Genomic DNA, 22,127 nt, shown 5'->3' with positions numbered 1-22,127 from the left:
TTGGTCATCCCTGACTGTTGTTCTCGTGGGTGTGGGCGCGGTGGGCGGCGCTCTTGGTGCTGCTCTGCCCCAGGGACCGCTCGATGGCCGCGCGCAGGACCACGCGGTCGTCGAAGGGGCGTACCACGCCATGGATGTCCTGGCCCTGCTCGTGGCCCTTGCCGGCGATCAGCACCGTGTCACCGGGCTCGGCGCGGGCGATCACGGCTGCGATGGCGGCGGCCCGGTCGGCGTCGACCAGGACGTCGCCCCGCTCGTGGACGGGCACCTCGGCGGCGCCCGCGAGCATTGCGGCGAGGATTCCGAGGGGGTCCTCGGATCGGGGGTTGTCGGAGGTCAGTACTGCGGTGTCGGCGAGGCGGGCCGCGGCGGCGCCCATCGGGCCGCGCTTGGTGGTGTCGCGGTCGCCGCCGCAGCCGAGGACGATGTGCAGCCTGCCCTCGGTGACCTTCCGCAGGGAGCGCAGCACGGATTCGACGGCGTCGGTCTTGTGCGCGTAGTCGACGACCGCGAGGTACGGCTGTCCGGCGTCGACGCGTTCCAGGCGGCCGGGGACGCCCGGAACGGCGGCGACACCGTCGGCTGCGGTCTGCGGGTCGAGGCCCGCGACGGCGAGCGTGACGATCGCGGCGAGGGTGTTGGCAACGTTGAACGGGCCGGGCAGCGGGGCCCTGGCGGCGATCCGCTCGTCCTTGGGGCCGACGACGGTGAAGGTGGAGCCCAGCGGCCCGACTTCGACGTCCTCGGCGCGCCAGTCGGCGTCCGGGTGGCCCTCGGCGGAGAAGGTGACGACCGGAACGGACGCCTCGGTGACCAGCCTGCGGCCGTACTCGTCATCGAAGTTGACGACGCCCTGCCGGCTGCGCAGCGGGGTGAAGAGCTGCGCCTTGGCCTGGAAGTAGTCCTCCATTCCGGAGTGGAACTCCATGTGCTCCGGGCTGAGGTTGTTGAAGACCGCGACGTCGAAGACGCAGCCGTCGACCCGGCCGAGCACCAGGGCGTGGCTGGAAACCTCCATGGTCACCGAGTCGACGCCGCGTTCGCGCATGACGGCGAACAGCGCCTGCAGGTCGGTGGCTTCGGGGGTGGTGCGCTCGGACTTGATGCGCTCGTCGCCGATCCGCGTCTCCACGGTGCCGATCAGCCCGGTGGCACGCCCGGCACCCTGGAAGCCGCCCTCGATGAGGTAGGCGGTGGTGGTCTTGCCGGAGGTTCCGGTGATGCCGATCTGGAGGAGCTCGGCGCCGGGCCGTCCGTAGATCTCGGCAGCGAGTTCGCCCATCCGGCCGCGCGGGTCCTCGGTGACCAGCACCGGCAGTCCGGTGGCGGCGGCGCGCTCGGCGCCGGCCGGGTCGGTGAGGATCGCCGCCGCGCCGAGGCCGGCAGCCTGGGCCGCGAAGTCGGCGCCGTGGAAGCGGGCGCCCGGCAGGGCCGCGTACACATCACCGGGGCGGACCGCCCGCGAGTCGTGGGTGATGCCGGTGACCTCGCCGGTTCCCGGCGGTTCGACTCCCAGCCGGGCTGCCAGCTCGCCGAGGGGTGTCGGCCTGAGCCGATCCGGGCGGGGCGCTCCCGGGTAATTCACAGGGGCGTCCTTCTGGGTGGTTTGGAACTGATCAGCGTGGGGCACGGCGGTGAGCGTACCGGGCCCACCCGGCCTCTCGCGAAGTGAGGGGGCGGGGCTCTGGTGGTTCCCGTTCCGGTTCCCGGGATCGGGGGTGATGGTTGTCACTGGCTGGTTTCCCCGTGTTCACTCGCCGGGATTGAAGGACACCGGCAGCCGGGCTGACTTGCTGCCGGACGGTGGGGTCTGGAGGGTCTTGAGTGCGAACTCCATGACCTTCTTGTAGATCGGTCCGCAGATCTGACCGCCGAAGTAGCTGCCCTTGGTCGGGTTCTGAATCGCGCAGTAGACGGTGATCTGCGGGTTGTCGGCGGGTGCGAAGCCCGCGAAGGACGCCGTGTAGCCGTGGTAGCCGCCGCGTACCGGATCGACTCGGTTGGCCGTACCGGTCTTGCCCGCCACCCGGTAGCCCGGGATCTTGGCCTTCGTCCCCGTGCCTTCCTCGTCACCGACCACCGACTCCAGCATGGCGGCGAGCGACTTGGCTGTCTTCTCGCTGACCACCCGGGTCCGTTCGGGAGCGGCGGCGGCCTTGAAGTTGCCGTCGGGACCCTTGGTGCCACGTACCAGCGTGGGCGCGACGCGCATCCCGCCGTTGGCGATCGTCGAGTAGATGGAGGCGGCCTGCATGGCGTTGAGCGAGAGGCCCTGGCCGAACGGGATCGTGTACTGCTGCGAGGTCGACCAGTCCTCGGGCTTGGCGAGGATGCCGGGGGTCTCGCCCGGGTAGTCGAGACCGGTCGGCGAGCCGATCCCGAATTTGCGCAGGTAGGAGTAGAGGACCTTGTTGGCCTCGGCCTGGGTCTTGCCGAGTTCCCCGGTGGCCAGGATCGTGCCGATGTTGCTCGACTTGGCGAGTACGCCGTTGAGCGTCAGGTACCAGGTGGGGTGGTCGATGTCGTCCTTGAAGAGCCGGTCGCCGCGGTGCAGCCGGTTGGGGACGGTGACATGGGTGCCGGGGGTGGCGGCCCCCTCCTCCAGCACTGCGGCCATGGACATGACCTTGCTGGTGGAGCCCGGCTCGTACACGTCCTGAAGCGCCGCGTTGCCCAGCGACGCCGCGTCGGCCTGCGAGAGGTCGTTGGGGTCGAAGCCGGGCGCGTTGGCCATGGCGAGGACCTCGCCGGTCCTGGTGTTCTGCACGATCACATAGCCGCGGTCCGCCTTGGACTTCTTCACCTGGTCGGTGATGGCCTGCTGGGCGGCCCACTGGATGTCGCGGTCGATGGTCAGCTCGATGTCGGCCCCGGCGACGGCCGGGACCTCCTTGGTACCCGCGGTGGGTACCCGCCGACCGCCGGACTGGGCGTACTTGATCTTGCCGTCCTCGCCCGCGAGCTCCTTGTCCAGCTGCGATTCGAGGCCGCCTGCGCCCTTGCCGTCGGTATTGACATAGCCCAGTATCCCGGCGGCGAGCCCTCCGTTCGGGTAGACCCGCTTGGTCGTCGACTCCTGGAAGACCCCGGCCAGCACATTGGCTCCGGCACCGCCGGCCGCCTTGTCCTTCGCGGCCTTCTCGGCGAAGACGGACTTGAGGTCCTTGATCTGATTCCAGACCTGCGGGGTCTGACGGCGGGCCAGGACGGTGTAGCGGCCCTTCTTGGACAGCTTCTCGGTCAGTTCGGAGGCGTCGGCGCCGAGGATCGGGGCGAGGAGCGCCGCTGCCTGCTGGGGCGCGTCGGGGGCCTTGCTGATTTCCGGCGTGAACATCGACGGGTCGGCGGTGATGTCGTACGCGTCGACGCTGGTGGCCAGCGCGATACCGCTGCGGTCGGTGATCTCGCCGCGCTCGGCGGAGATCGTGTAGCTGAGGTAGCGGTTCTCCTTGGCCTTGGCCGCGTATGCGTTGGCATCGACGGCCTGGACCTGGAGGAGCCGGACGACGAACGTCAGCATGACGAGCGTCAGGGCGAGACTGACCAGGCGTAGCCGGGGACGCGGGCTGCCGAGGCGGAGGGGGCGCGCGGGCCGGTTGCGAGGCGCGCGGGCGCGCGGCGCCGGGGACGACGGGCGGCGGGCTGCGGGCCGGGGGCGTCCCTGGCCGCCTGCGACGCCGCGGGGGCGCGCAGGGCCGGGGACCCGGCGGCGCGGTGGTTCCTTGGAAGGCACTGCGTCACCTGCCGGGGCTCGTCGAGGGCTGGTTTGCCGGGGCACGCGGCCCGGCGGGCGGGGCCGCGGAGGTGCTGGGCTTCACGGCGGCGCCCGAAGGGGTGGCCGACATCGAGGGAGAGGGCGAGCCGGCGGCCGGGGTCGAGGCGGCGGACGGTGCGGTCGCGGGGGGCGCCTGGGGGGTTCTGGGCTTCTGCGGGGGCGTTGCGGGGGTCGGCTCGGCGCTGGTCTCGGCGGCTACGCCGCGGACCTTACCGTCCGGATCGAGGAAGGCGGGGCTGCCGCCGGGCACCATGCCCAGCTTGCGGGCGCGCCGCTCCAGGGCGTCCGGCTCGGAGTAGCTGTCGACGTCGCGCTGGAGGGCCTGCTGCTCGTCCGTGAGCTCGGTAGTCCGTTTCTTCAGCTCGCTCAGCCTGAACGATCCTTCGTTGAGGGCCGAGTTGAGGACCAGAAGCGTGATGAGCCCGCCGCCGAGGAGCAGCACGACCAGCAGGACGAAGGGGGTACGGGCCGCTTTGCTGGGCCCGGACGGCATCAGCCGGGCGAGCCGCGCTGCCCGCCCCTTCAACTGCCCGGCCGGTCTGCTCACCACGCTGCCCCGGGCGTCGCCGGTGTCCGGGTTCCCGGACGCCGGACGCTCATCGTTCCTCCTCGCGGATCCGCTGAGCGCCGCGCAGCCTGGCGGGGGCGGCGCGCCGGTTCTCGGCGACCTCCTCCTCCGTGGGCAGCTCCGCGCCGCGGGTCAGCAGTTTCAGCCGGGGCTGATAGCGCTCGGGCACGACCGGCAGTCCGGGCGGCGCCGTGGTGGCGGCGCCCGCCGCGAAGACCTGCTTGACCAGCCGGTCCTCCAGCGAGTGGTACGAGAGGACGGCGATACGGCCGCCGACTGCGAGGCTCTGCACGGCGGCCGGAATGGCCCGCTCCAGGACGGTGAGCTCGCCGTTGACCTCGATGCGCAGTGCCTGGAAGGTGCGCTTGGCAGGGTTGCCGCCGGTGCGCTTGGCGGCCTGCGGCAGCGAGTCACGGATCAGCTCGACGAGCCGGGCGCTGTTGCTGAACGGCTCCTTCTCGCGCTCGCGCACGATCGCGGAGACGATCCGCTTGGCCTGCTTCTCCTCGCCGTACGCCCGCAGGATCCGTACCAGTTCGCCCGGCGGATACGTGTTGAGCACCTCGGCCGCGCCGATGCCGGTCGTCTGGTCCATGCGCATGTCGAGCGGGGCGTCCTGGGCGTACGCGAATCCGCGGTCGGCCTCGTCCAGCTGCATGGAGGAGACACCGAGGTCGAACAGGATGCCCTGGACCTTGGGGATGCCGAGCCTGGCGAGCACCTCGGGCAGTTCGTCGTAGACCGCGTGCACCAGGGTGGCCCGGTCTCCGTACGGGGCGAGCCGCTCGCCGGAGAGCCGCAGCGCCTCCTTGTCACGGTCCAGCGCGATCAACCGTGCGGAGGGGAAGGCGGAGAGCAGCGCCTCGCTGTGTCCGCCGAGGCCGAGGGTGCAGTCGACCACCACGGGCTGCGGCGGGCCGGGCGCTTCCAGAGCCGGGGCCAACAGGTCCAGGCACCGCTGGAGCATCACCGGGACGTGTCGGGTCTGGCTCATGCGCCCTCTCAGGCTCAGGTCCCGTGCGGCTGCACGTACGGCCTGGTCCCCGCCCGCTCGGAAGGGGAGGTCGGCCGGCGCCGGGGAAGGGGCGTCGGTCGACCGGCGAGCGGGAGAGGGCCGGACCGTACGCACGCCGCACACACGGGGGAAATCTACGGAATGTGCAGGGTGATCGGTAACTTCCCGTCACTTTAGTCCACCCTGCCATTCGATCGATTCCCGATCAATCAACCGGGCAGCGCGTCGCCCTGCCCGCCGTTCACTCGGCCGAATGAACAGCTGTGAGGCTTGTGGGTTACCTCACAACAAGCCTCGTTGACGTTCTTTGTCCCTTCCCACAGCACGACGGGGCCAGGAGTGAGAGCTAACGTCATATCCATGTCGACTTCCGCGCACTCCCCCGTCGAGCCTTCCGTGCCCGCTGCCGACCAGGCCCGCACCGGGAGCACAGTCACCGACCGCCTCGTCGAGGCGAACGTCCGGTATGCCGCCGAATTCAACGACCCGGGCATGGACGCCAAGCCGGTGCTGCGCGTCGCCGTGGTCGCCTGCATGGACGCCCGGCTCGACCTGCACGACGCACTCGGTCTGTCGCTCGGCGACTGCCACACCATCCGCAACGCGGGCGGCGTGGTCACCGATGACGTGATCCGTTCGCTGACCATCAGCCAGCGGGCTCTCGGCACCCGCAGCGTCATACTCATTCATCACACGAATTGCGGCCTGGAATCGATCACCGAGGAGTTCCGCCAAGAGCTGGAGGTGGAGGTCGGTCAGCGTCCGGTCTGGGCGGTCGAGGCATACAAGGACGCCGACCAGGACGTACGGCAGTCGATGCAGCGCGTGCGCACCTCGCCGTTCCTGCTGCACACCGACGACGTCCGCGGCTTCGTCTTCGATGTGACCAGCGGCTTGCTGCGCGAGATCCTTCCCGTCTCCTGACCGCACGGACGGGTGTTCGTCGGGAACCGATAACCCCACCGACCCCGACATATCGCCCCCACTTGTCCACAGGCGAGTGACACGAAGCGGTAACGGCAACAAGAATGCGCATGTGGCATCCCGCCGGACGTTTCCGGAGGGGTGTCCGTGTTTCGGGGTGGGCCGGGCCGCTGCATGCGCGTCGGCCCGTGAATGGGGTATCCCCTGCTCCTGGTGAGCGTGGGGCAGGGCCGAGGAGGGCCGGGTGACGACCTATGACGATCGAGCGAGCCTCACAGATCTGACCACGACTGCGGAGCGGGTGCGCAGGTCGGTGGAGAGCGTGATCGAGGGCAAGCCTGAGGTCGTACGGCTTTCGCTGACCGTGCTGCTGGCGGAGGGGCATCTCCTCATCGAGGATGTCCCCGGGGTCGGGAAGACGATGCTGGCCAAGGCACTGGCGCGGTCCATCGACTGCTCGGTGCGGCGCATTCAGTTCACACCGGACCTGCTGCCTTCGGACATCACCGGTGTGTCCATCTTCGACCAGCAGCGGCGCGACTTCGAGTTCAAACCGGGCGCGATCTTCGCCCAGATCGTGATCGGCGACGAGATCAACCGGGCCTCGCCGAAGACCCAGTCGGCACTGCTGGAGTCGATGGAGGAGCGCCAGGTCACCATCGACGGGCACACGTACGAGCTGCCCGACCCGTTCATGGTGGTGGCCACCCAGAACCCGGTGGAGATGGAGGGCACCTATCCGCTGCCCGAAGCCCAGCGCGACCGGTTCATGGCCCGGGTGTCGATCGGCTATCCGAGTGCGGACGCCGAGCTGCAGATGCTCGATGTGCACGGCGGGACCTCGCCGCTCGATGATCTGCAGCCGGTGGCGCACGCACACGACATCGTGAAGCTGATCGACGCGGTACGGACGGTCCATGTGGCCGACGCCGTGCGGCGGTACGCGGTGCAGCTCGTCGGGGCCACCCGCAGCCATCCCGATCTCCGGCTCGGCGCCTCGCCGCGAGCCACGCTGCATCTGCTGCGCGCGGCGAAGGCCTCCGCGGCACTGAGCGGCCGGGACTACTGCCTGCCGGACGATGTGCAGGCGCTGGCGGTCGCGGTGCTCGCGCACCGGCTGCTGCCCACGGCACAGGCCCAGCTGAACCGTCGTACCGCCGAGCAGGTCGTGCTGGAGATCCTGCAGCAGACACCGGTACCCACCGCCGGCGGCGGCGCCGCCCAGGTGCAGCCCCAGCACCAGCCGGGCCGTCCGGTGTACAGCCGGCAGCAGCCCGGCGTACGGCGGGTGTGATGACCTCCGGGGGGCCGGCCGCGATGGACGACGGCGACGGCAAGGGCGGTCTGCGGGCCGCTCTGAGCGGGCTGACCACGCGCGGGCGGTCCTTCCTCGCGGCCGGTATCGCCGCGGCGATCTGCGCGTATGTGCTGGGACAGGCGGATCTGCTGCGGGTCGGGCTGCTGCTCGCCGCGCTGCCACTTGTCTGTGTCGTGGTGCTCGTCCGCACCCGATACCGGGTCGCCGGCACCCGGCGGCTCTCGCCGTCCCGGGTGCCGGCGGGCACGGAGGCGCGGGTCCATCTGAGGATGGAGAACGTGTCGCGGCTGCCGACCGGGCTGCTGATGCTGCAGGACCGGGTGCCCTATGTGCTCGGGCCGCGGCCCCGGTTCGTGCTGGACCGGGTGGAGGCGGGCGGCCGTCGCGAGGTCTCCTACCGGGTGCGGTCGGATCTGCGCGGGCGCTATCCGCTGGGTCCGCTGCAGCTGCGGCTGCGCGATCCGTTCGGGATGTGCGAGCTGACTCGTTCGTTCAGCGCGTACGACACCCTCGTCGTCATTCCGCGGACCGAGCCGCTGCCGCCGGTACGGCTGGCGGGCGAGGCCTCCGGGTACGGCGAGGGACGGCAGCGTTCGCTCGCGCTGGCCGGTGACGACGACGTGATTCCGCGCGGCTACCGGCACGGCGACGATCTGCGCCGGGTCCACTGGCGCTCCACCGCGCGCTACGGCGAGCTGATGGTGCGCCGCGAGGAGCAGCCGCAGCGGGCCAGGTGCACGGTGCTGCTGGATACCCGGCGGATCGCCTATCAGGGGACGGGGCCCGACTCCGCCTTCGAGTGGGCGGTGTCCGGTGCGGCGTCCGCGCTGGTGCACATGCTGGAGCGCGGCTTCGCGGTCCGGCTGCTGACCGACGACGGGAACGCGGTTCCGGGCGAGGGCGAAGGAGGCTTCGCCGGATCGACGCAGAATTCCGCCGACTCCGCGGGGCTGATGATGGACACTCTGGCGGTGGTCGATCACTCCGACGGGGGCGGTCTGTCACGTGCGTACGACGTGCTGCGCGGCGGCAACGAAGGGCTGCTGATCGCGTTCTTCGGTGATCTGGACGAGGATCAGGCGGCGGTGGCGGCCCGGATGCGGCAGCGCAGCGGCGGCGCCGTCGCGTTCGTACTGGACAGCACGGCCTGGGCGCAGGGCGCCGCCGCGCCCGCGGGGGCGGACACGGCGTTCGAACGGCGGCTGCGGCTGCTGCGCGAATCGGGCTGGACGGCGGTGGCGGTGGCGCCGGGGACCGGTCTTGCCCGGTATTGGCAGCAGGCGGGACACCAGGGCCTGGCGACGCAGTCCGCTGCCGTCGGCGGCACCACAGGTGGCACGACAGGTTTCTCCGGGGGATGGTCATGAGCGGTCGTGGTCGGCTGACGCTGTGCGCTTTCGCGGCGACGCTGATGGCGGCGGGCTCGATGCTGCCGCTGGTCGAGCCCGCCGGGTGGATCCTGCAGGCCGCGTTTCTGCTGGCGGTCCAGAGCGGGATGGGCGCGCTCGCCCGCCGGGTGCCCATGCCCCGGATGCTGATCGTCGCGGCGCAGACACTGGTCACGCTGGTTCTGCTGACGGTGGCGTTCGCCAGGACTCAGGCTTTGGCCGGTGTCCTGCCGGGTCCGCAGGCCGTCCAGCGGCTCGCGGATCTGCTGACGTCCGGCGCCGAGGATGTCGGGAGGTACGCCGCTCCGGCGCCCGTGACGGACGGCATCCGGCTGATGCTGATCGGCGGTGTGCTGCTGGTCGGCCTGGCCGTGGACGCCCTCGCTGTGACGTTCCGCAGCGCGGCCCCGGCCGGTCTGCCGCTCCTTGCGCTGTACTCGGTGGCCGCGGGACTTTCCGAGGGCGGAGCGGACTGGCTCTGGTTCCTGCTCGCGGCCGGTGGCTATCTGCTGCTTCTGCTGGCCGAGGGCCGGGACCGGCTCTCCCAGTGGGGGCGGGTCTTCAGCGGCGCGACCAGCCCCCCTGGCGGTCCGGCGGTCGGTACGGCGTTCTCCGACGGCCGCCCGACGGCCCCGGTCCGCACCGGACGCCGCATCGGTGCGCTCGCGCTGGGGATCTCACTGGTCGTACCGGCGGCGCTGCCCGCGCTCGACAGCGGTCTGCTGGCCGGTACGGGCGGCACGAACGGCAAGGGGAGCGGCGGAGGCACCATCTCCGCGGTCAACCCCCTGGTCTCGCTGCAGAACAATCTGAACCAGCCGGAGAACCGGGAGGTGATGTCCTACCGCACCAACTCCGGTGACCCGCAGGGCTTCTATCTGCGGATCCTGGCCCTGGATCAGTTCAACGGAAGCGAGTGGCGGCCCTCCACGCGCCGTCTGAAGGATGTGCCGAAGCGGCTCCCGACCCCGGAGGGCCTCGGCCCGGACGTCTTGGCCACCGAGATCAGGTCGAACATCTCCGCGTCCCGTTCCTACCAGCAGACCTATCTGCCGCTCCCCTACCCCGCGACCGAGGTCAGGATCGGCGGGCGCTGGCGGTACGAGCCGATGGGACGGACGCTCGTCGGTGACCGCGGGGAGACGACCCGCGGTGCGCAGTACCAGGTCTCCAGTCTCATGGTCCAGCCGACCGCCGAGCAGCTCGCCGCGGCAGGCACCGCGCCGGCCGCTCTGCAGCGCGAGTACACCAGCGTTCCCGACTCCCTGCCGAAGGTGGTCAGGCAGACCGCGGACAGGGTGACGAAGGGCGCCGCCAACAACTACGAGCGGGCGGTGAAGCTGCAGGACTTCTTCGCCTCGGACGGCGGCTTCACCTATGACACCTCGGTGAACTCGGGCACCGGGAGCGCGGCGATCGGCCGGTTCCTGAAGGACAAGCGGGGCTTCTGCGTCCACTTCTCGTTCACGATGGCCGCGATGGCGCGGACGCTGGGCATTCCGGCCCGGGTCGCGGTGGGCTTCACTCCCGGCACTGCGCAGCCGAACGGTTCGGTGTCCGTGGGGCTGCGCGATGCTCATGCCTGGCCAGAGCTGTATTTCGAGGGCATCGGGTGGACCCGTTTCGAACCGACCCCGACGCGGGGCACCGCCCCGTCCTACACCCAGTCGGACGCCCCCGCCGGCGGCACGTCCGACCCGGCCCTGCCCGAGAAGGGCGCCTCGGCCGCTCCTACGGTCGCGCCGTCCGTCTCGGACAGCTGCCCGGCCCAGATGCGCAAGCAGGGCGAGTGCGGCAGCTCGATGGCGCCGGGGGTAGCGGCTCCGACGGATTCCGGGACGCCGACAGGCACCGTCCTCGGTCTGGCCCTGGCCGCCGTGGTGATCCTGGCGCTGCCGTTGCTGCCAATGCTCTGGCGGGTTCGGGCGCGCAGGCGCCGGCTGAGTTTCTCCGCCGGGCGTACGCCGGCTGATGCGACGGCCAGAACACTGGCGGCCTGGCGGGAGATCATCGACACGGCGTGGGACCACGGCATCGAGCCGGATGACTCCCGGACCCCGCGCAGGACGGCGGCCCGGGTGGTGCGGCTGGGGCAGCTCGGCCCCGATAAGGCCGCCGCGGTGCACCGGGTGGCGGGGGCGGTGGAGCAGGTGCTCTACGCCCCCGAGCCCCGGTCGGGTACCGGGCTCGCCGAGGACGTGGAGACGGTGCGGGCCGGACTGCGGGCGTCGGCCGGGCGGTTCGCCCGGATCCGCGCGGTCGCGGCACCACACTCAGCCATTCGGGTGATCTGGGCGGCCTCGGATCGCTGGGCGGCGTTCACCGGCAGGTGCGCGGCGCGGTGGGGCCGGGACCGGTGGGCTGGTTGGCTGCGACGGCCTTCCCGCCAGCAGGGGTGACGGGGGCCGGCCTGCGACCCGTCTCTGTCACACCGGCAGGGGCGACGGTGGGCCTGGCCTGCGGCCCCCTGTCCTCAATCGCCGGACGGACCGGTAGGCGCCCCGGGCCGCCCGACAGCCTTTCGCCCCCGGCAGCGGACGGGCTTGAAGCTTCCTGGAGCCCGTCCCTGACAGTCCCTTGCCCTGAATGGCCGGACAGGTTCGGAGCTTCCTCACACTGCACCGGATGAAGTGCGCCCTCAAATGCCGGGCAGGCTCGATTTTCGAGCCTGCCCGGCATTTGAGCGCCGCGGCGGGCGACGCCGACCCCGGCACATGTGAGGGGCGACCGCATAAATGCGGCCGCCCCTCACCCAAGATTGCCCGAGACCCTATTGGCCCTGCTCGTCACGGCGACGCTGCCACCGCTGCTCGATCCGATTCATCACGGTCCGGCGTTGCCTGGGCTGACGGCGCTCGCCGCCGCCTCCGGCTGCCTGTCGCTCGCCCGGCTTGGGCGCTTTGCGCCAACCTGTGACCGCAAGGACCGCGCAGCCGAGCATGACGAGAAACCCCACCACGCTGATCCAGATCTGCTGGGCGACCATTCCGGCCATGAGGAGCGCGATACCCACCAGGAAGCCTGCGACCGCCTGGTAGACCCGTCGCCGGGTGTACGTACGCAGCCCGCTTCCCTCGAGCGCTGTCGCGAACTTGGGATCTTCGGCGTACAGCGCTCGCTCCATTTGCTCGAGCATTCGCTGCTCGTGCTCCGAGAGCGGCACGGAGTCCTCCTCGTCGTCGGCCGCGGGGGGCGGCCGGTATGCGGCCCTTCCAGGATAGGCAGGGATTCGCCCCCGTGAAACCCGCCCTCTTTGCCAATCAGCCAGTCCGGGCCGCCATGACGGCTCAGCTGCTGAGGCGTTGATTCCCCAACCTCCGATCCGTCATGCCGGATGGTGTCCCCCGATCATACGTGGCGAAGCCCCCGATCGGGGGTCCTGGGGCGTACTCCATCTGCGGCTGCGTCCCTGATCAGCCGCGCTACAGCTGAGCTACCACCGGTCGGTGGCCGCGCGCTCAGGCGCGCTTCGTGCCCAGGACGTGCAGCTGCGTCGCGACGGAGTGGAAGGCGGGCAGTTCGGCCGCGGCCGCCTCCAGCTTGAGCAGGGCCTCCATGGCACCGGGCTCGGTGTCCACCAGGACGCCCGGTACGAGGTCGGCGAAGACCCGTACGCCGTGGACCGCGCCGACCTCGACGTCCGCCGCGGAGACCAGCTCGGTGAGTTGTTCCGCGGTGTAGCGCCGGGGCACCGGGTCCCCGTCGCCCCAGCGGCCCGCCGGGTCGCTGAGCGCGTGCCGCGCCTCGGTGAAGTGACCGGCGAGCGCCCGGGCCAGGACCGCACCACCGAGCCCGGCTGCGAGCAGGCTGAGCGCACCGGACGGGCGGAGCGCCTCGACCGCGTTGCGCACACCCTCGGCGGGGTCGTCCACGTACTCCAGGACTCCATGGCACAGCACCGCGTCGTAACCATCGCGCTCCACCACCTCGAACAGGCCGTGGATGTCGCCCTGAACCCCGCGGACCCGGTCGGCGACCCCGGCCTCGGCGGCTCGGCGCTCCAGGGCGAAGAGCGCGTTGGGGCTGGGGTCGACGACGGTGACCCGGTGACCGAGACGGGCGACCGGCACCGCGAAGTTGCCGGTGCCGCCGCCGGTGTCCAGGACATCCAGGGCGTCCCTGCCGGTCGCCTTGACCTGGCGGTCGAGGGCGTCCTTCAGGACCTCCCAGACCACGGCGGTACGGAGGGAGGCGCGGGGGCGCAGCTGGTCCGACACGGCAGATGACTCCTCGGCACGGTGCCGCCGCTGACGGCGGAGCGTGAACAGTGCAGGTGGTACAGGTGCTGTCCACCCTATTGCCTCGCGCCCCCGTCGCCGTCATCCTGCGTCGGGCCGCTCCCTCCGGGCCTGTGGGAGCACCGGTTGAAGCGCCAGCAGTCGCTCGACCAGGCGCAGGAACATCGCCGCGTCACGGAGCAGATCGTCGGCATCGCGCCGGCTGGCCGCGCCCGGTATACCGGCTTCCGCTCGGGCCCTGCGACGGGCGCCGGAGGCGAACAGTGCGCTCCATTCGGTCAGCTCGGGGGCTATTTCCGGGAGAACCTCCCAGGCGCTGCGGATCCGCTCCCGGCGCCTCCGGGAAGTCTCGGGGCGGCCCCGCACGGCGAGCACGGCGGCAGCGGTGCGCAGCGCGGCAAGGTGGGCGGTGGCATACCGCTCGTTCGGAACATCGAGAACGGCGGCCTCGTCGAGGCCGGTGCGGGCCTGGGTGAGCAGATCGAGGGCGGCGGGCGGCGCCGTGGTGCGGCGCACAACGGGATGGACATCGTTTGCCGGACCGGTCAGTGAGGGGGCAGGGCCGTCTGCGCGGCGCCGGGGTGCGGCTGCTGCGGACGAGTGGGCCATGACGAAACCTCCTGTCTCGTGTAACGGCTCCGTGGCCGTATGTATCCATCGTGAGGGGCGCCACTGACAATCGGGCTCGCCTATCCCCTGACCTGCCCCTTTGCTTCGATCGCGAGTTCGGGATACTTTTTAGACTGACCAGTCAGTTCAAAACGGGGAGGGTCTGTGGACAGCCCGCACGGGGCAGCTGTCACCGCCGAGGATTTCGGGCTCAAGGGACCACGTGGCTGGGCCTTCCGGGGTGTAGGCATCAAGGCCGGGCCCGGCTCACTCGTGGCGATCGAGGGCCCGTCCGGCTCCGGCCGCACCTGCCTGCTGCTCGCCCTCGCCGGCCGGATGCGCCCCACCGAGGGCCGGGCGGAGATCGGCGGACTGCGCCTGCCGCGCCAGATGGCCGCCGTACGCCGCATCAGCACACTGGGCCCGGTGCCCGGGGTCAGCGAGCTCGACCCGGCCTTCACCGTCGCCGAGCACCTGCGGGAGCGGGCCCTGCTGCAGCGCCGCTTCGACGGTTCACTGCGCGCTCTGCTGCGTCCGCGCGCCGAGCGCATCGCCGCCGCGCAGGAACGGGTCGACGCGGCGCTGGACGCCGCCGGACTCGACCCCGCCGCCCTGCCCAAGGCCGAGCGGACCTCGGTACGGGATCTGGAACGGCTGGAGGCGCTGCGGCTGTCCATCGCCCTCGCGCTGATCGGCCGGCCCCGGCTGCTCGCGGTGGACGACACCGATCTCAAGCTCTCCGACGCCGAACGGGCCCAGGCCTGGGAGCTGTTGCGGTCCATCGCCGACAGCGGGACGACCGTGCTCGCCGTGTGCAGCCAGGCACCCGAGGGCGCCATCGCCGTACGTACCGACACCACGGCCGCACCTGTGGACGCGCAGGACACCGCAACCGAGGAAACCACGACCGAGGAGGGACCGGCCGATGCGTTCGCCGAGACTGGCCGCGCTTGAGCTGAAGCGTTTCGGCAGGGGAAAGCTGCCGGTCGCCGCACTGATCGCGCTCCTGCTGCTGCCGCTGCTCTACGGCGCCCTGTACCTGTGCTCCTTCTGGGACCCGTACAGCCGCCTCGACAAGATCCCGGTCGCGCTGGTCAACGACGACAAGGGCACCACCGCCGCCGGAAAGCACATCGCGGTCGGCGACGAGATCACCGGCAAGCTCCTCGACTCCAAGACCTTCGAGTGGCACGAGGTGAGTTCCGCCGAGGCGCACAAGGGCGTCGAAGACGGTACGTACTACCTCTCGCTCACCATGCCGTCGGACTTCAGCAAGCGGGTCGCGTCCAGTTCGGGCGACTCCCCCGAGACCGGCGCGCTCCAGGTGCGGACCAACGACGCCAACAACTACATCGTCGGGCAGATATCCCGGACAGTGTTCTCCGAGGTGCGCACCGCCGCGTCGACCAACGCCTCGCGCAGCTTCCTCGACCGGATCTTCATCAGCTTCTCCGACCTCCACGACGCCACGGCGAAGGCCGCCAAGGGTGCCGACGACCTCAAGGGCGGTATCGGCAAGGCGAAGAAGGGATCGCAGGATCTGGCGGACGGGCTGACGGACGCCAAGGCCGGCAGCAGCAGTCTGGCCGGTGGGATCGTCAAGCTGAACAAGGGCGCGGGCGACCTCGAAACCGGCTCCCGGCAAGTCGCCGACGGCACCCAGTTGCTCGCCGACAAGGTCAACGGGGTGGCGGCCGACGTCCGCCCGTTCCTGAAGGACAACGGCAAGTCGATCGGCGACACCGCCCGGCTGGTCGCCGATTCCTCGCAGACCGTACGGGACAACCTCGACCTGCTGGTGAAGTCGGCGCCCACCGCGGCCACCGCCGCCCACACAGCCTCCGACGACCTGGCCGACGTCTACCGCACCCGTTGCACGGAGCAGCCGCTCGCCGACCCCACCGTCTGCCCGCCGCTGAAGCGCGCGAAGACCGCGGCGGCCGATGTCGCGAAGGTCGCCGACGATGTGAATGTGCTGGTCACCAACCAGAACGGCGATCTGAAGAAGCTGCGCGCCCAGCTGACCACACTGCAGCAGCAGGCCACTGACCTGGCCGAGAGCGCGCCGCACCTGGACGAGGACCTCAAGTCCGCCGTGAAGAAGGTCAACGCGCTCAACACCGGCGCCCACAAGGTCGCCAAGGGAGCGGACGAACTGCACACCGGCCTGGCCACGGCCAAGACAGGCTCCGCCGACCTGGACACCGGGGTGAGCAATCTCAAGAAGGGCGCCAACGACCTGGACGGCGGGCTGATCCGGCTGGGTGACGGCTCGGCCACCCTCGCCGAGGGACTCAACGACGGCGTCGGCAAGATCCCCGACTACGACAAGAAGGACCGCGACGCGCGTACGGAGGTCATGGCCGATCCGGTGCAGCTGGCCTCCAAGTCGCTGCACGCGGCCCCCAACTACGGCACCGGCTTCGCCCCTTACTTCATCCCGCTCTCCCTCTGGGTCGGCGCGATGGTGGCGTACATGCTGATCCAGCCGCTCAACCGGCGCGCACTCGCCGCCGGGGCCTCCGCCTGGCGGATCGCCTTCGCGGGCTGGCTGCCGGTGGCCGCGATCGGTCTGCTGCAGGTGGCCGCCCTGATGTCCGTACTGCACTGGGGCCTCGGTCTGCAGATGACCCGTGCCGCCGGAACGATCGGCTTCCTGGCGCTGGTCACCTGCTGCTTCGCAGCGATCGTGCAGTGGCTCAACGCCCGGTTCGGGGCTGCGGGACGCATCCTCGTGCTGGCGGTGCTGATGCTCCAGCTGACCTCGGCCGGGGGTACGTATCCCGTCCAGACCAGCCCCGGATTCTTCAACGCGATCCACCCCTACCTGCCGATGAGTTACGTCGTCGAGGGGCTGCGCCGGCTGATCACGGGCGGCGGCCTCGGTCCCGTCTGGCAGGGCTGCGCGGTGCTGCTGGCCTTCACAGCGGGGGCGCTCGCACTGACGGCGGTCTCCGCACGCCGCAAGCAGGTGTGGACCCTGGACCGCCTTCACCCGGAGCTGAGCCTGTGAGCGCGCCCGGACCTGTGAGAATCAGGGGCATGGAAAGCAGTAGCACCACGCGCCGCCAGGCCACCCGGCAGAAGCTCTACGAGGCGGCGGTGACTCTCATCGCCGAGAAGGGCTTCTCGGCGACCACGGTGGACGAGATCGCCGAGCGCGCCGGGGTCGCCAAGGGCACGGTCTACTACAACTTCAAGAGCAAGACCGAGCTCTTCGAGGAGTTGCTGCGCCACGGCGTCGGGCTGCTCACGGCATCGCTGCGCTCGGCGGCGGAGGAGACCGAGGGGCGCGGCGGCACCCGGGTCCAGGCCCTGGACGCGATGATCAGGGCCGGTCTGGTCTTCATCGACCGCTATCCGGCCTTCACTCAGCTGTACGTCGCGGAGCTGTGGCGCACCAACCGGGCCTGGCAGTCGACCCTTTTGGTGGTGCGTCAGGAGGCCGTCGCCGTGGTCGAGGAGGTTCTGCGCGAGGGCGTGAAGAACGGTGAGCTCAGCGAGGAGATCGACATCCAGCTGACGGCTGCCGCCCTGGTCGGCATGGTGCTGGTGGCGGCCCTGGACTGGCAGGCGTTCCAGCCGGAGCGGTCGATCGACGATGTGCACTCGGCACTGTCGCTGCTGCTCCACGGGCGCGTCAGCGGGCGCTGACCCCCGAGGGGGCCGCCCCTGAGGCGGGGCCGGCCACCGCTGCCGGGGCGGCCCCGCCGCGGCCGCCCGCACCGACGCACAAAGACGCCGGTCCGGCGAGGCTCGATCCCCCCGAGCCTGCGCCGGACCGGCGTCTGCTGTGCAGCCGGAGAACCTTCCCCCGTGACCCCCGTCTTCCCCCCGTGGTCCCCGGGCTCTCCGTCGTGCCCCCCGCTCCGGAAGGAGTGCCGCGCCCGTTCCGCCGCCCCGTGTCGGCGGTGCCGGTGCCGCGCCCCTCTCCGTGGGCTCCAGTCTCCCGTCCCCGCAGGTGGGAGCCCATCCGCGCACCTACTCATCTCGTTGTCTAGGTACGGATACTCAGGGCTGCGTACCGAAGCCCACTCCGGGCCGATCGCCGTCTGGTTACGATCGCGTCCGTGTCCGTACTCCCTCTGGTGTTCACAAGTGGCTGGGCGAGCGGGATCAACGCCTATGCGGTGGTCCTGCTGCTCGGTGTCTTCGGCGCGACCGGGATCACCGACGAGGTGCCCGCATCGCTGCAGCGCACCGATGTCCTCGTCGTGGCCGGTGTGCTCTTCCTGTGCGAGGTGGTGGCGGACAAGATCCCGTACGTGGACTCGGTCTGGGACTCGGCGCACACCGTCATCAGGCCGCTCGCCGGTGCCGTCGTGGCGGCGCTGCTGGCCGGCGAAAGCGGTTCGCTGCCGGAGCTCGCGGCCGGGGCCGTCGGCGGTTCCACCGCGCTGATGAGCCACCTGGTGAAGGCCGGCACCAGGATGGCGGTCAACACCTCGCCCGAGCCGTTCAGCAATATCGCGGTGAGCGCGGCCGAGGACCTGGGCGTCGCAGGAATCGTCACGTTCGCGATATTCCATCCGCTGGCGGCCGCGGTCATCGCCGCGGCACTGCTGCTGCTCGGCATGGTGATACTGGTCTTCCTGACCTCCCGGATCCGTCGGTTCCTGCGCCGCAGGGCCCAGCGCCATGAGGAGAAACGCCTGGCCGGGACCGGTTCGCACTGGCCACTGGACTGAGTGTCACAGGCGGCCGTTAAGGTCACTGACATGGCACGAATTGCGGTGATCGGCGCCGGGATGGGCGCGATGGCGGCGGCCGCCCGGCTCGCCGTGGCAGGCCACCGGGTGACGGTGTACGAGCGGTCGGAGACCTTCGGCGGCTCGGTCGGCCGGTATGCCCATGAGGGCTTCGCCTTCGACACCGGTCCCGCGCTGCTGCATCTGCCCGCTGTCTACCGCGACTTGTTCGTGAAGACGGGCAAGGAGCCGCTGGAACGGTGCGTCAACATGACCCAGGTCGATCCGGCGAGCCGCCACATCTTCGCGGACGGCACCGCGGTCTCGCTGCCGAATGCCTCACGGGCCGGGGTGGTCGCCGCCCTGGACACCGCGCTCGGGGGCGGCGCGGGCGCGGCCTGGGGCGAGTTCCTCGACCGGGCGCGCGATGCCTGGGACCGGTCCCGGCGTCCGCTGCTGGAGGAGCCGTTGCGCTCCGACTGGCAGGTGCTCAGCCGTGATCCGTATCCCGCGCTCCGGCAGCGCCGGCTGCTGCGCTCGGCCCGTCAGGCGGGCACAGTGACGGAGGTCGGCGCGTGGGAGCTCTCGGACCCCCGGCTGGCCGCCCTGTTCGACGGGTACGCCCTGTCGTACGGGCTCGACCCGCTGCGCGCCCCGGCGGCGGCCGCCCTGCTGCCGTACATGGAGGAGACCTTCGGCAGCTGGTACGTCTCCGGCGGGATCCGGGCCCTGGCGCAGGCGGTGTACGAGCGGTGTCTGGCCCGGAAGGTGGAGTTCGTCTTCGGCGGCGAGGTGGCCCGGGTCGTCGAGAAGGACGGCCGGGCGGCGGGCGTCGAGCTCCTGGACGGGACGGTTGCCGAGGCCGGCCATGTGGTGCTGGGGGCCCGTCCGAATCCGGGCCTGGTGCCCGGTCAGGAGCTGTGGCGGGACGGCGATGTCGCGGTGCAGCCGAGGCAGGGAGTGGTGCCGGGCCGGTTCCTGGTCCTGCTGTCGCTGCGCGGCGCCCGGCCCGCGGATGCCGTGCACCGGACCGTGGTGCACCCGGCGGACGGGGGGGCGGAGCGCGAGGCGGTGTTCGGCGGAAGGCTCGCCGACCGTCCCACGGTGACGGTACTGCGCCCGGACGACCCGTCGACCCGCCCCGACGACGCGCACGAGGCAGTGACGCTGATGGCGACGGTCGCCCCGCACGGCGCGGTGGACTGGACGGACGCGGCGCTGCGCGAGCGGTGCGCCGACGCACTGATCGAAGCGGCCGGCGAGGCCGTGCCCGGCATACGGGAGCGGCTGCTCCACGCCGAGGTGCGGACCCCGGCCGAGACGGCGGCCGACACCGGCGCCGAGGGCGGCTCGGTGCCCGCGCCCGCGCTGGCCGGGGCGGGGGGCGCGTATCTGCACCCGGGCAATCGCACCCGGCTGCCGGGGCTCTACGTCGCGGGCGGCTGGTCGCATCCGGGTGGCGGGCTCGCCCATGCGGGGATGTCGGGGGCGCTGGTCGCCGGGCTGATCGTGGAGGGGGACGGGTTCCGGGGCTCCCAATGAGGGAGAGGCCGCCGGTCGGCGGCGCCACCCGGGTGCCGGGCAGGTCCGATCGCCGCCCTGCCCTCGGTCACTTCCGCGGCACCCTGCTCCTGCCGGTCCGTGGTCAGTAGCGGTACTGCTGCTCGTTGTGGCCGGTGTCGTAGCCGTTCGGGTACGGGGCAGGCTGTGCCGGCTGCTCCGGAGGTGCGGACGGGTACTGCTCGCCCTCGCGCTGCTGCGGCACCCAGACACCGCCGGGCGGGGTCTCGGGGGCGTACTGCTGGGCGTACGGATCGGCGGCGTACTGCTGCTGGCCGCCGTAGCTGTCGTTGCCGTAGCTGTCGTACGAGGTGTACTGCGCGGAGCCGCCGGTGGTGCCGGTCCCGATGTACGGGTCGGAGTATGCGGCGTACTGCTGCTGGCCCGTGCCGTAGTCGTACTGCCCGGCGGACGAGTCCTGACCCTCGTACGGCTCCTGGCCCGGCGCCGCGTACGTGGAGTGGTCGGCGAAGGGGTCGTACGCCGCGTACTGGGACTGCTGCTCGGGCTGCCGGCCCTGGTTCTGTCCCTGCTGTGACTGCGGGTGATCGCTGTAGATGCCGTACTGCCCGGTGTCGTCCGGCAGCGGCTCCGGCTCGTAGACCGCAGCCCCCGGTGCCGCGGCGTCCGCCCGCTGCGGGACCTGCTCGTCGTACTCCATCTCCAGGTCCGACACCTCGAGCTTGGGCTCGCGGCTGCCCCGGTCGCCCCCGCCCCGGCGGCGACGGCTCGCGCCGGGGCTGCCCCCTATCGCCCAGCCGGTCGAGAAGCCGCGCCTGAAGGACAGCGTGACGTACGTCTGACCGGTTGCGAACGCGATCGCGCCGACGGCGATGACGAACACGGACGGCATCAGTACGCCGACGACCACACAGCCGAAGCCTCCGAAGGCGAGCAGACGCCAGCGAAGGCGCGCCTTGTACTGCAGGAGCACCTCGCCGAGCAGCCACAGCGCGACGATTCCGAACGCGATGTAGAGGACTGTCCAGCCCATGCCCGCCCCCTCCTACGGCCACCGCCCCGGGTCGTGGCGGGTACGGCCGGTCACGACTGCTTGTGCAGTCCGAGATTCTCGTAGATTTCGAGCGTCGCCGTCGAGTTGTTGAGCGTAATGAAGTGCAGTCCGGGCACACCCTCGGATCGCAGCTTCGCGCAGAACTGCGTTGCGAAGTCGATGCCAATGGAGCGTACAGCGGCGGGATCGTCCTTGGCGGCGAGGATGCGTTCTTTCAGTGCGGAAGGGAAAGACGCGTTGCTGAGCTGCGCAAACCGGTCCAACTGCTTGACGCTGGTCAGCGGCATGACCTCGGGGATGATCGGCGTTTCGCAACCCGCAGCGACCACACGGTCACGCATCCGCAAATAGTCCTCCGGATTGAAGAACATCTGGGTGATCGCATAGTCGGCACCGGCGCGGCACTTGTCCACGAAATGCCGGGTGTCGGTGTCCCAGTCGGTCGAACGCGGATGCATCTCGGGAAATGCCGCGACGCCGACGCAGAAATCGCCGGATTCCTTGATGAGCCGGACGAGATCGGCCGCGTACCGCACACCCTGCGGGTGCTCGACCCACTCGCCCATCGGGTCGCCGGGCGGGTCTCCGCGCACGGCGAGGATGTTCCGGATTCCGGCGTCGGCGTACTGCCCGATCATGTTGCGCAGCTCGGCGACGGAGTGGTTGACCGCCGTGAGGTGCGCGACCGGGGTGAGGGTGGAATCGGCGGCGATCTGCTGGGTGGCCTTGACTGTCCCGGCTCGGGTGGAGCCACCGGCCCCGTAGGTCACGGAGACGAAGCTCGGCCCCACCGCCTCGACGCGGCGCAGCGCATTCCAGAGGTTCCGCTCACCCTTCTCGGTCTTGGGTGCCCAGAACTCGAACGAATACGAAGTCTTGCCGGTCGCGAGGAACTCACGCACCGTGCGTGCGTGATCTGTCCTGGTAGAAGGTGTGCCAAGGGCCATACGGGCAGGTTAACCAGCGCGCGACAGTCACAGGACCAGACCAGCGGTAATTGCCCGAATTGACTGGTTGTTTGTCCACCCT

Annotated in this window: 18 protein-coding genes; 9 read left to right on the top strand and 9 right to left on the bottom strand. The window is 70.9% G+C overall.

Features of this window, described 5'->3' with window-relative positions; translation table 11 throughout:
* Window positions 1-4: 4 nt before the first annotated feature.
* From OG609_RS30105 to rsmH, 4 genes are read right to left on the bottom strand one after another with little or no spacing between them, the layout of a single operon-like run.
* Window positions 5-1,732 (bottom strand): UDP-N-acetylmuramoyl-L-alanyl-D-glutamate--2,6-diaminopimelate ligase, encoded by a 1,728-nt coding sequence (locus tag OG609_RS30105; RefSeq protein ID WP_327275711.1) that lies wholly within the window; start codon window positions 1,730-1,732, stop codon window positions 5-7.
* 18 nt (window positions 1,733-1,750) lie between these two features.
* Window positions 1,751-3,733, bottom strand: a complete 1,983-nt coding sequence (locus OG609_RS30100; protein ID WP_327275710.1) for a peptidoglycan D,D-transpeptidase FtsI family protein — start codon at window positions 3,731-3,733, stop codon at window positions 1,751-1,753.
* A gap of 4 nt (window positions 3,734-3,737) precedes the next feature.
* The gene (locus OG609_RS30095; RefSeq protein WP_327275709.1) at window positions 3,738-4,322 is read right to left on the bottom strand and encodes an FtsB family cell division protein; all 585 of its coding nucleotides are present in this window, start codon (window positions 4,320-4,322) and stop codon (window positions 3,738-3,740) included.
* Between the two features lie 49 nt (window positions 4,323-4,371).
* Window positions 4,372-5,337, bottom strand: coding sequence for a 16S rRNA (cytosine(1402)-N(4))-methyltransferase RsmH (rsmH, locus tag OG609_RS30090; protein WP_327275708.1), 966 nt, complete (start codon window positions 5,335-5,337; stop codon window positions 4,372-4,374).
* A 381-nt stretch (window positions 5,338-5,718) separates the two neighbouring features.
* Here rsmH and OG609_RS30085 point away from each other — a divergent pair, with 381 nt between their 5' ends.
* The 4 genes from OG609_RS30085 (at window position 5,719) to OG609_RS30070 (ending at window position 11,387) form a co-directional block, all read left to right on the top strand.
* Window positions 5,719-6,282 carry a beta-class carbonic anhydrase gene (locus OG609_RS30085; protein ID WP_327275707.1) on the top strand — a complete coding sequence of 188 codons (564 nt, stop codon included), beginning with the start codon at window positions 5,719-5,721 and terminating at the stop codon, window positions 6,280-6,282.
* Between the two features lie 244 nt (window positions 6,283-6,526).
* Complete coding sequence (locus OG609_RS30080) at window positions 6,527-7,576, top strand: AAA family ATPase (protein ID WP_327275706.1); 1,050 nt, start codon at window positions 6,527-6,529, stop codon at window positions 7,574-7,576.
* The gene (locus OG609_RS30075; RefSeq protein ID WP_327275705.1) at window positions 7,576-8,967 is read left to right on the top strand and encodes a DUF58 domain-containing protein; all 1,392 of its coding nucleotides are present in this window, start codon (window positions 7,576-7,578) and stop codon (window positions 8,965-8,967) included. Before OG609_RS30080 ends, OG609_RS30075 begins: the two co-directional genes overlap by 1 nt.
* Window positions 8,964-11,387: a transglutaminase TgpA family protein gene (locus OG609_RS30070; protein ID WP_327275704.1), complete on the top strand. Its 2,424-nt coding sequence runs from the start codon at window positions 8,964-8,966 to the stop codon at window positions 11,385-11,387. Before OG609_RS30075 ends, OG609_RS30070 begins: the two co-directional genes overlap by 4 nt.
* Before the next feature lie 371 nt (window positions 11,388-11,758).
* On the opposite strand, the gene OG609_RS30065 is transcribed toward OG609_RS30070, so the two are convergent.
* The 3 genes from OG609_RS30065 to OG609_RS30055 all read right to left on the bottom strand — a co-directional run bounded on the left by OG609_RS30065 (window position 11,759) and on the right by OG609_RS30055 (window position 13,835).
* A complete protein-coding gene (locus OG609_RS30065) occupies window positions 11,759-12,151 on the bottom strand; it encodes a DUF3040 domain-containing protein (protein ID WP_327275703.1) in 393 nt (130 codons plus the stop codon).
* A gap of 295 nt (window positions 12,152-12,446) precedes the next feature.
* Window positions 12,447-13,205 (bottom strand): class I SAM-dependent methyltransferase, encoded by a 759-nt coding sequence (locus OG609_RS30060; protein ID WP_327275702.1) that lies wholly within the window; start codon window positions 13,203-13,205, stop codon window positions 12,447-12,449.
* A 102-nt stretch (window positions 13,206-13,307) separates the two neighbouring features.
* Window positions 13,308-13,835 (bottom strand): SAV_6107 family HEPN domain-containing protein, encoded by a 528-nt coding sequence (locus OG609_RS30055; RefSeq protein WP_327275701.1) that lies wholly within the window; start codon window positions 13,833-13,835, stop codon window positions 13,308-13,310.
* A 165-nt stretch (window positions 13,836-14,000) separates the two neighbouring features.
* Here OG609_RS30055 and OG609_RS30050 point away from each other — a divergent pair, with 165 nt between their 5' ends.
* The 5 genes from OG609_RS30050 (at window position 14,001) to OG609_RS30030 (ending at window position 20,065) form a co-directional block, all read left to right on the top strand.
* The gene (locus OG609_RS30050; protein ID WP_327275700.1) at window positions 14,001-14,789 is read left to right on the top strand and encodes an ATP-binding cassette domain-containing protein; all 789 of its coding nucleotides are present in this window, start codon (window positions 14,001-14,003) and stop codon (window positions 14,787-14,789) included.
* The gene (locus OG609_RS30045) at window positions 14,761-16,848 is read left to right on the top strand and encodes a YhgE/Pip domain-containing protein (RefSeq protein WP_327275699.1); all 2,088 of its coding nucleotides are present in this window, start codon (window positions 14,761-14,763) and stop codon (window positions 16,846-16,848) included. Before OG609_RS30050 ends, OG609_RS30045 begins: the two co-directional genes overlap by 29 nt.
* A 29-nt stretch (window positions 16,849-16,877) precedes the next feature.
* Window positions 16,878-17,489, top strand: coding sequence for a TetR/AcrR family transcriptional regulator (locus tag OG609_RS30040; protein ID WP_189277730.1), 612 nt, complete (start codon window positions 16,878-16,880; stop codon window positions 17,487-17,489).
* A gap of 416 nt (window positions 17,490-17,905) precedes the next feature.
* Window positions 17,906-18,523: a DUF4126 domain-containing protein gene (locus OG609_RS30035; RefSeq protein WP_327275698.1), complete on the top strand. Its 618-nt coding sequence runs from the start codon at window positions 17,906-17,908 to the stop codon at window positions 18,521-18,523.
* A gap of 30 nt (window positions 18,524-18,553) precedes the next feature.
* A complete protein-coding gene (locus OG609_RS30030; RefSeq protein ID WP_327275697.1) occupies window positions 18,554-20,065 on the top strand; it encodes a phytoene desaturase family protein in 1,512 nt (503 codons plus the stop codon).
* Window positions 20,066-20,168: 103 nt separating this feature from the next.
* Here OG609_RS30030 and OG609_RS30025 read toward each other — a convergent pair whose 3' ends face one another.
* The gene (locus OG609_RS30025; RefSeq protein ID WP_327275696.1) at window positions 20,169-21,077 is read right to left on the bottom strand and encodes a hypothetical protein; all 909 of its coding nucleotides are present in this window, start codon (window positions 21,075-21,077) and stop codon (window positions 20,169-20,171) included.
* Between the two features lie 50 nt (window positions 21,078-21,127).
* Entirely contained in the window at window positions 21,128-22,045 is a 918-nt protein-coding gene (metF, locus tag OG609_RS30020) for a methylenetetrahydrofolate reductase [NAD(P)H] (protein ID WP_327275695.1), read from the bottom strand.
* Window positions 22,046-22,127: the final 82 nt, after the last annotated feature.

The sequence above is a fragment of the Streptomyces sp. NBC_01224 genome, assembly GCF_036002945.1.
GTDB lineage: Bacteria > Actinomycetota > Actinomycetes > Streptomycetales > Streptomycetaceae > Streptomyces.
Note: the sequence above shows the minus strand (reverse complement) of the source record. Positions and strands in the feature narration are given on the sequence as shown.

Bases quoted from the DNA above. Each gene is read 5' to 3' on its own strand.
- rsmH (WP_327275708.1), bottom strand. From the start codon at position 5,337: ATGAGCCAGACCCGACACGTCCCGGTGATGCTCCAGCGGTGCCTGGAC.
- OG609_RS30085 (WP_327275707.1), top strand. From the start codon at position 5,719: ATGTCGACTTCCGCGCACTCCCCCGTCGAGCCTTCCGTGCCCGCTGCC.
- OG609_RS30075 (WP_327275705.1), top strand. From the start codon at position 7,576: ATGACCTCCGGGGGGCCGGCCGCGATGGACGACGGCGACGGCAAGGGC.
- OG609_RS30070 (WP_327275704.1), top strand. From the start codon at position 8,964: ATGAGCGGTCGTGGTCGGCTGACGCTGTGCGCTTTCGCGGCGACGCTG.
- OG609_RS30055 (WP_327275701.1), bottom strand. From the start codon at position 13,835: ATGGCCCACTCGTCCGCAGCAGCCGCACCCCGGCGCCGCGCAGACGGC.
- OG609_RS30045 (WP_327275699.1), top strand. From the start codon at position 14,761: ATGCGTTCGCCGAGACTGGCCGCGCTTGAGCTGAAGCGTTTCGGCAGG.
- OG609_RS30040 (WP_189277730.1), top strand. From the start codon at position 16,878: ATGGAAAGCAGTAGCACCACGCGCCGCCAGGCCACCCGGCAGAAGCTC.
- OG609_RS30030 (WP_327275697.1), top strand. From the start codon at position 18,554: ATGGCACGAATTGCGGTGATCGGCGCCGGGATGGGCGCGATGGCGGCG.
- OG609_RS30025 (WP_327275696.1), bottom strand. From the start codon at position 21,077: ATGGGCTGGACAGTCCTCTACATCGCGTTCGGAATCGTCGCGCTGTGG.
- metF (WP_327275695.1), bottom strand. From the start codon at position 22,045: ATGGCCCTTGGCACACCTTCTACCAGGACAGATCACGCACGCACGGTG.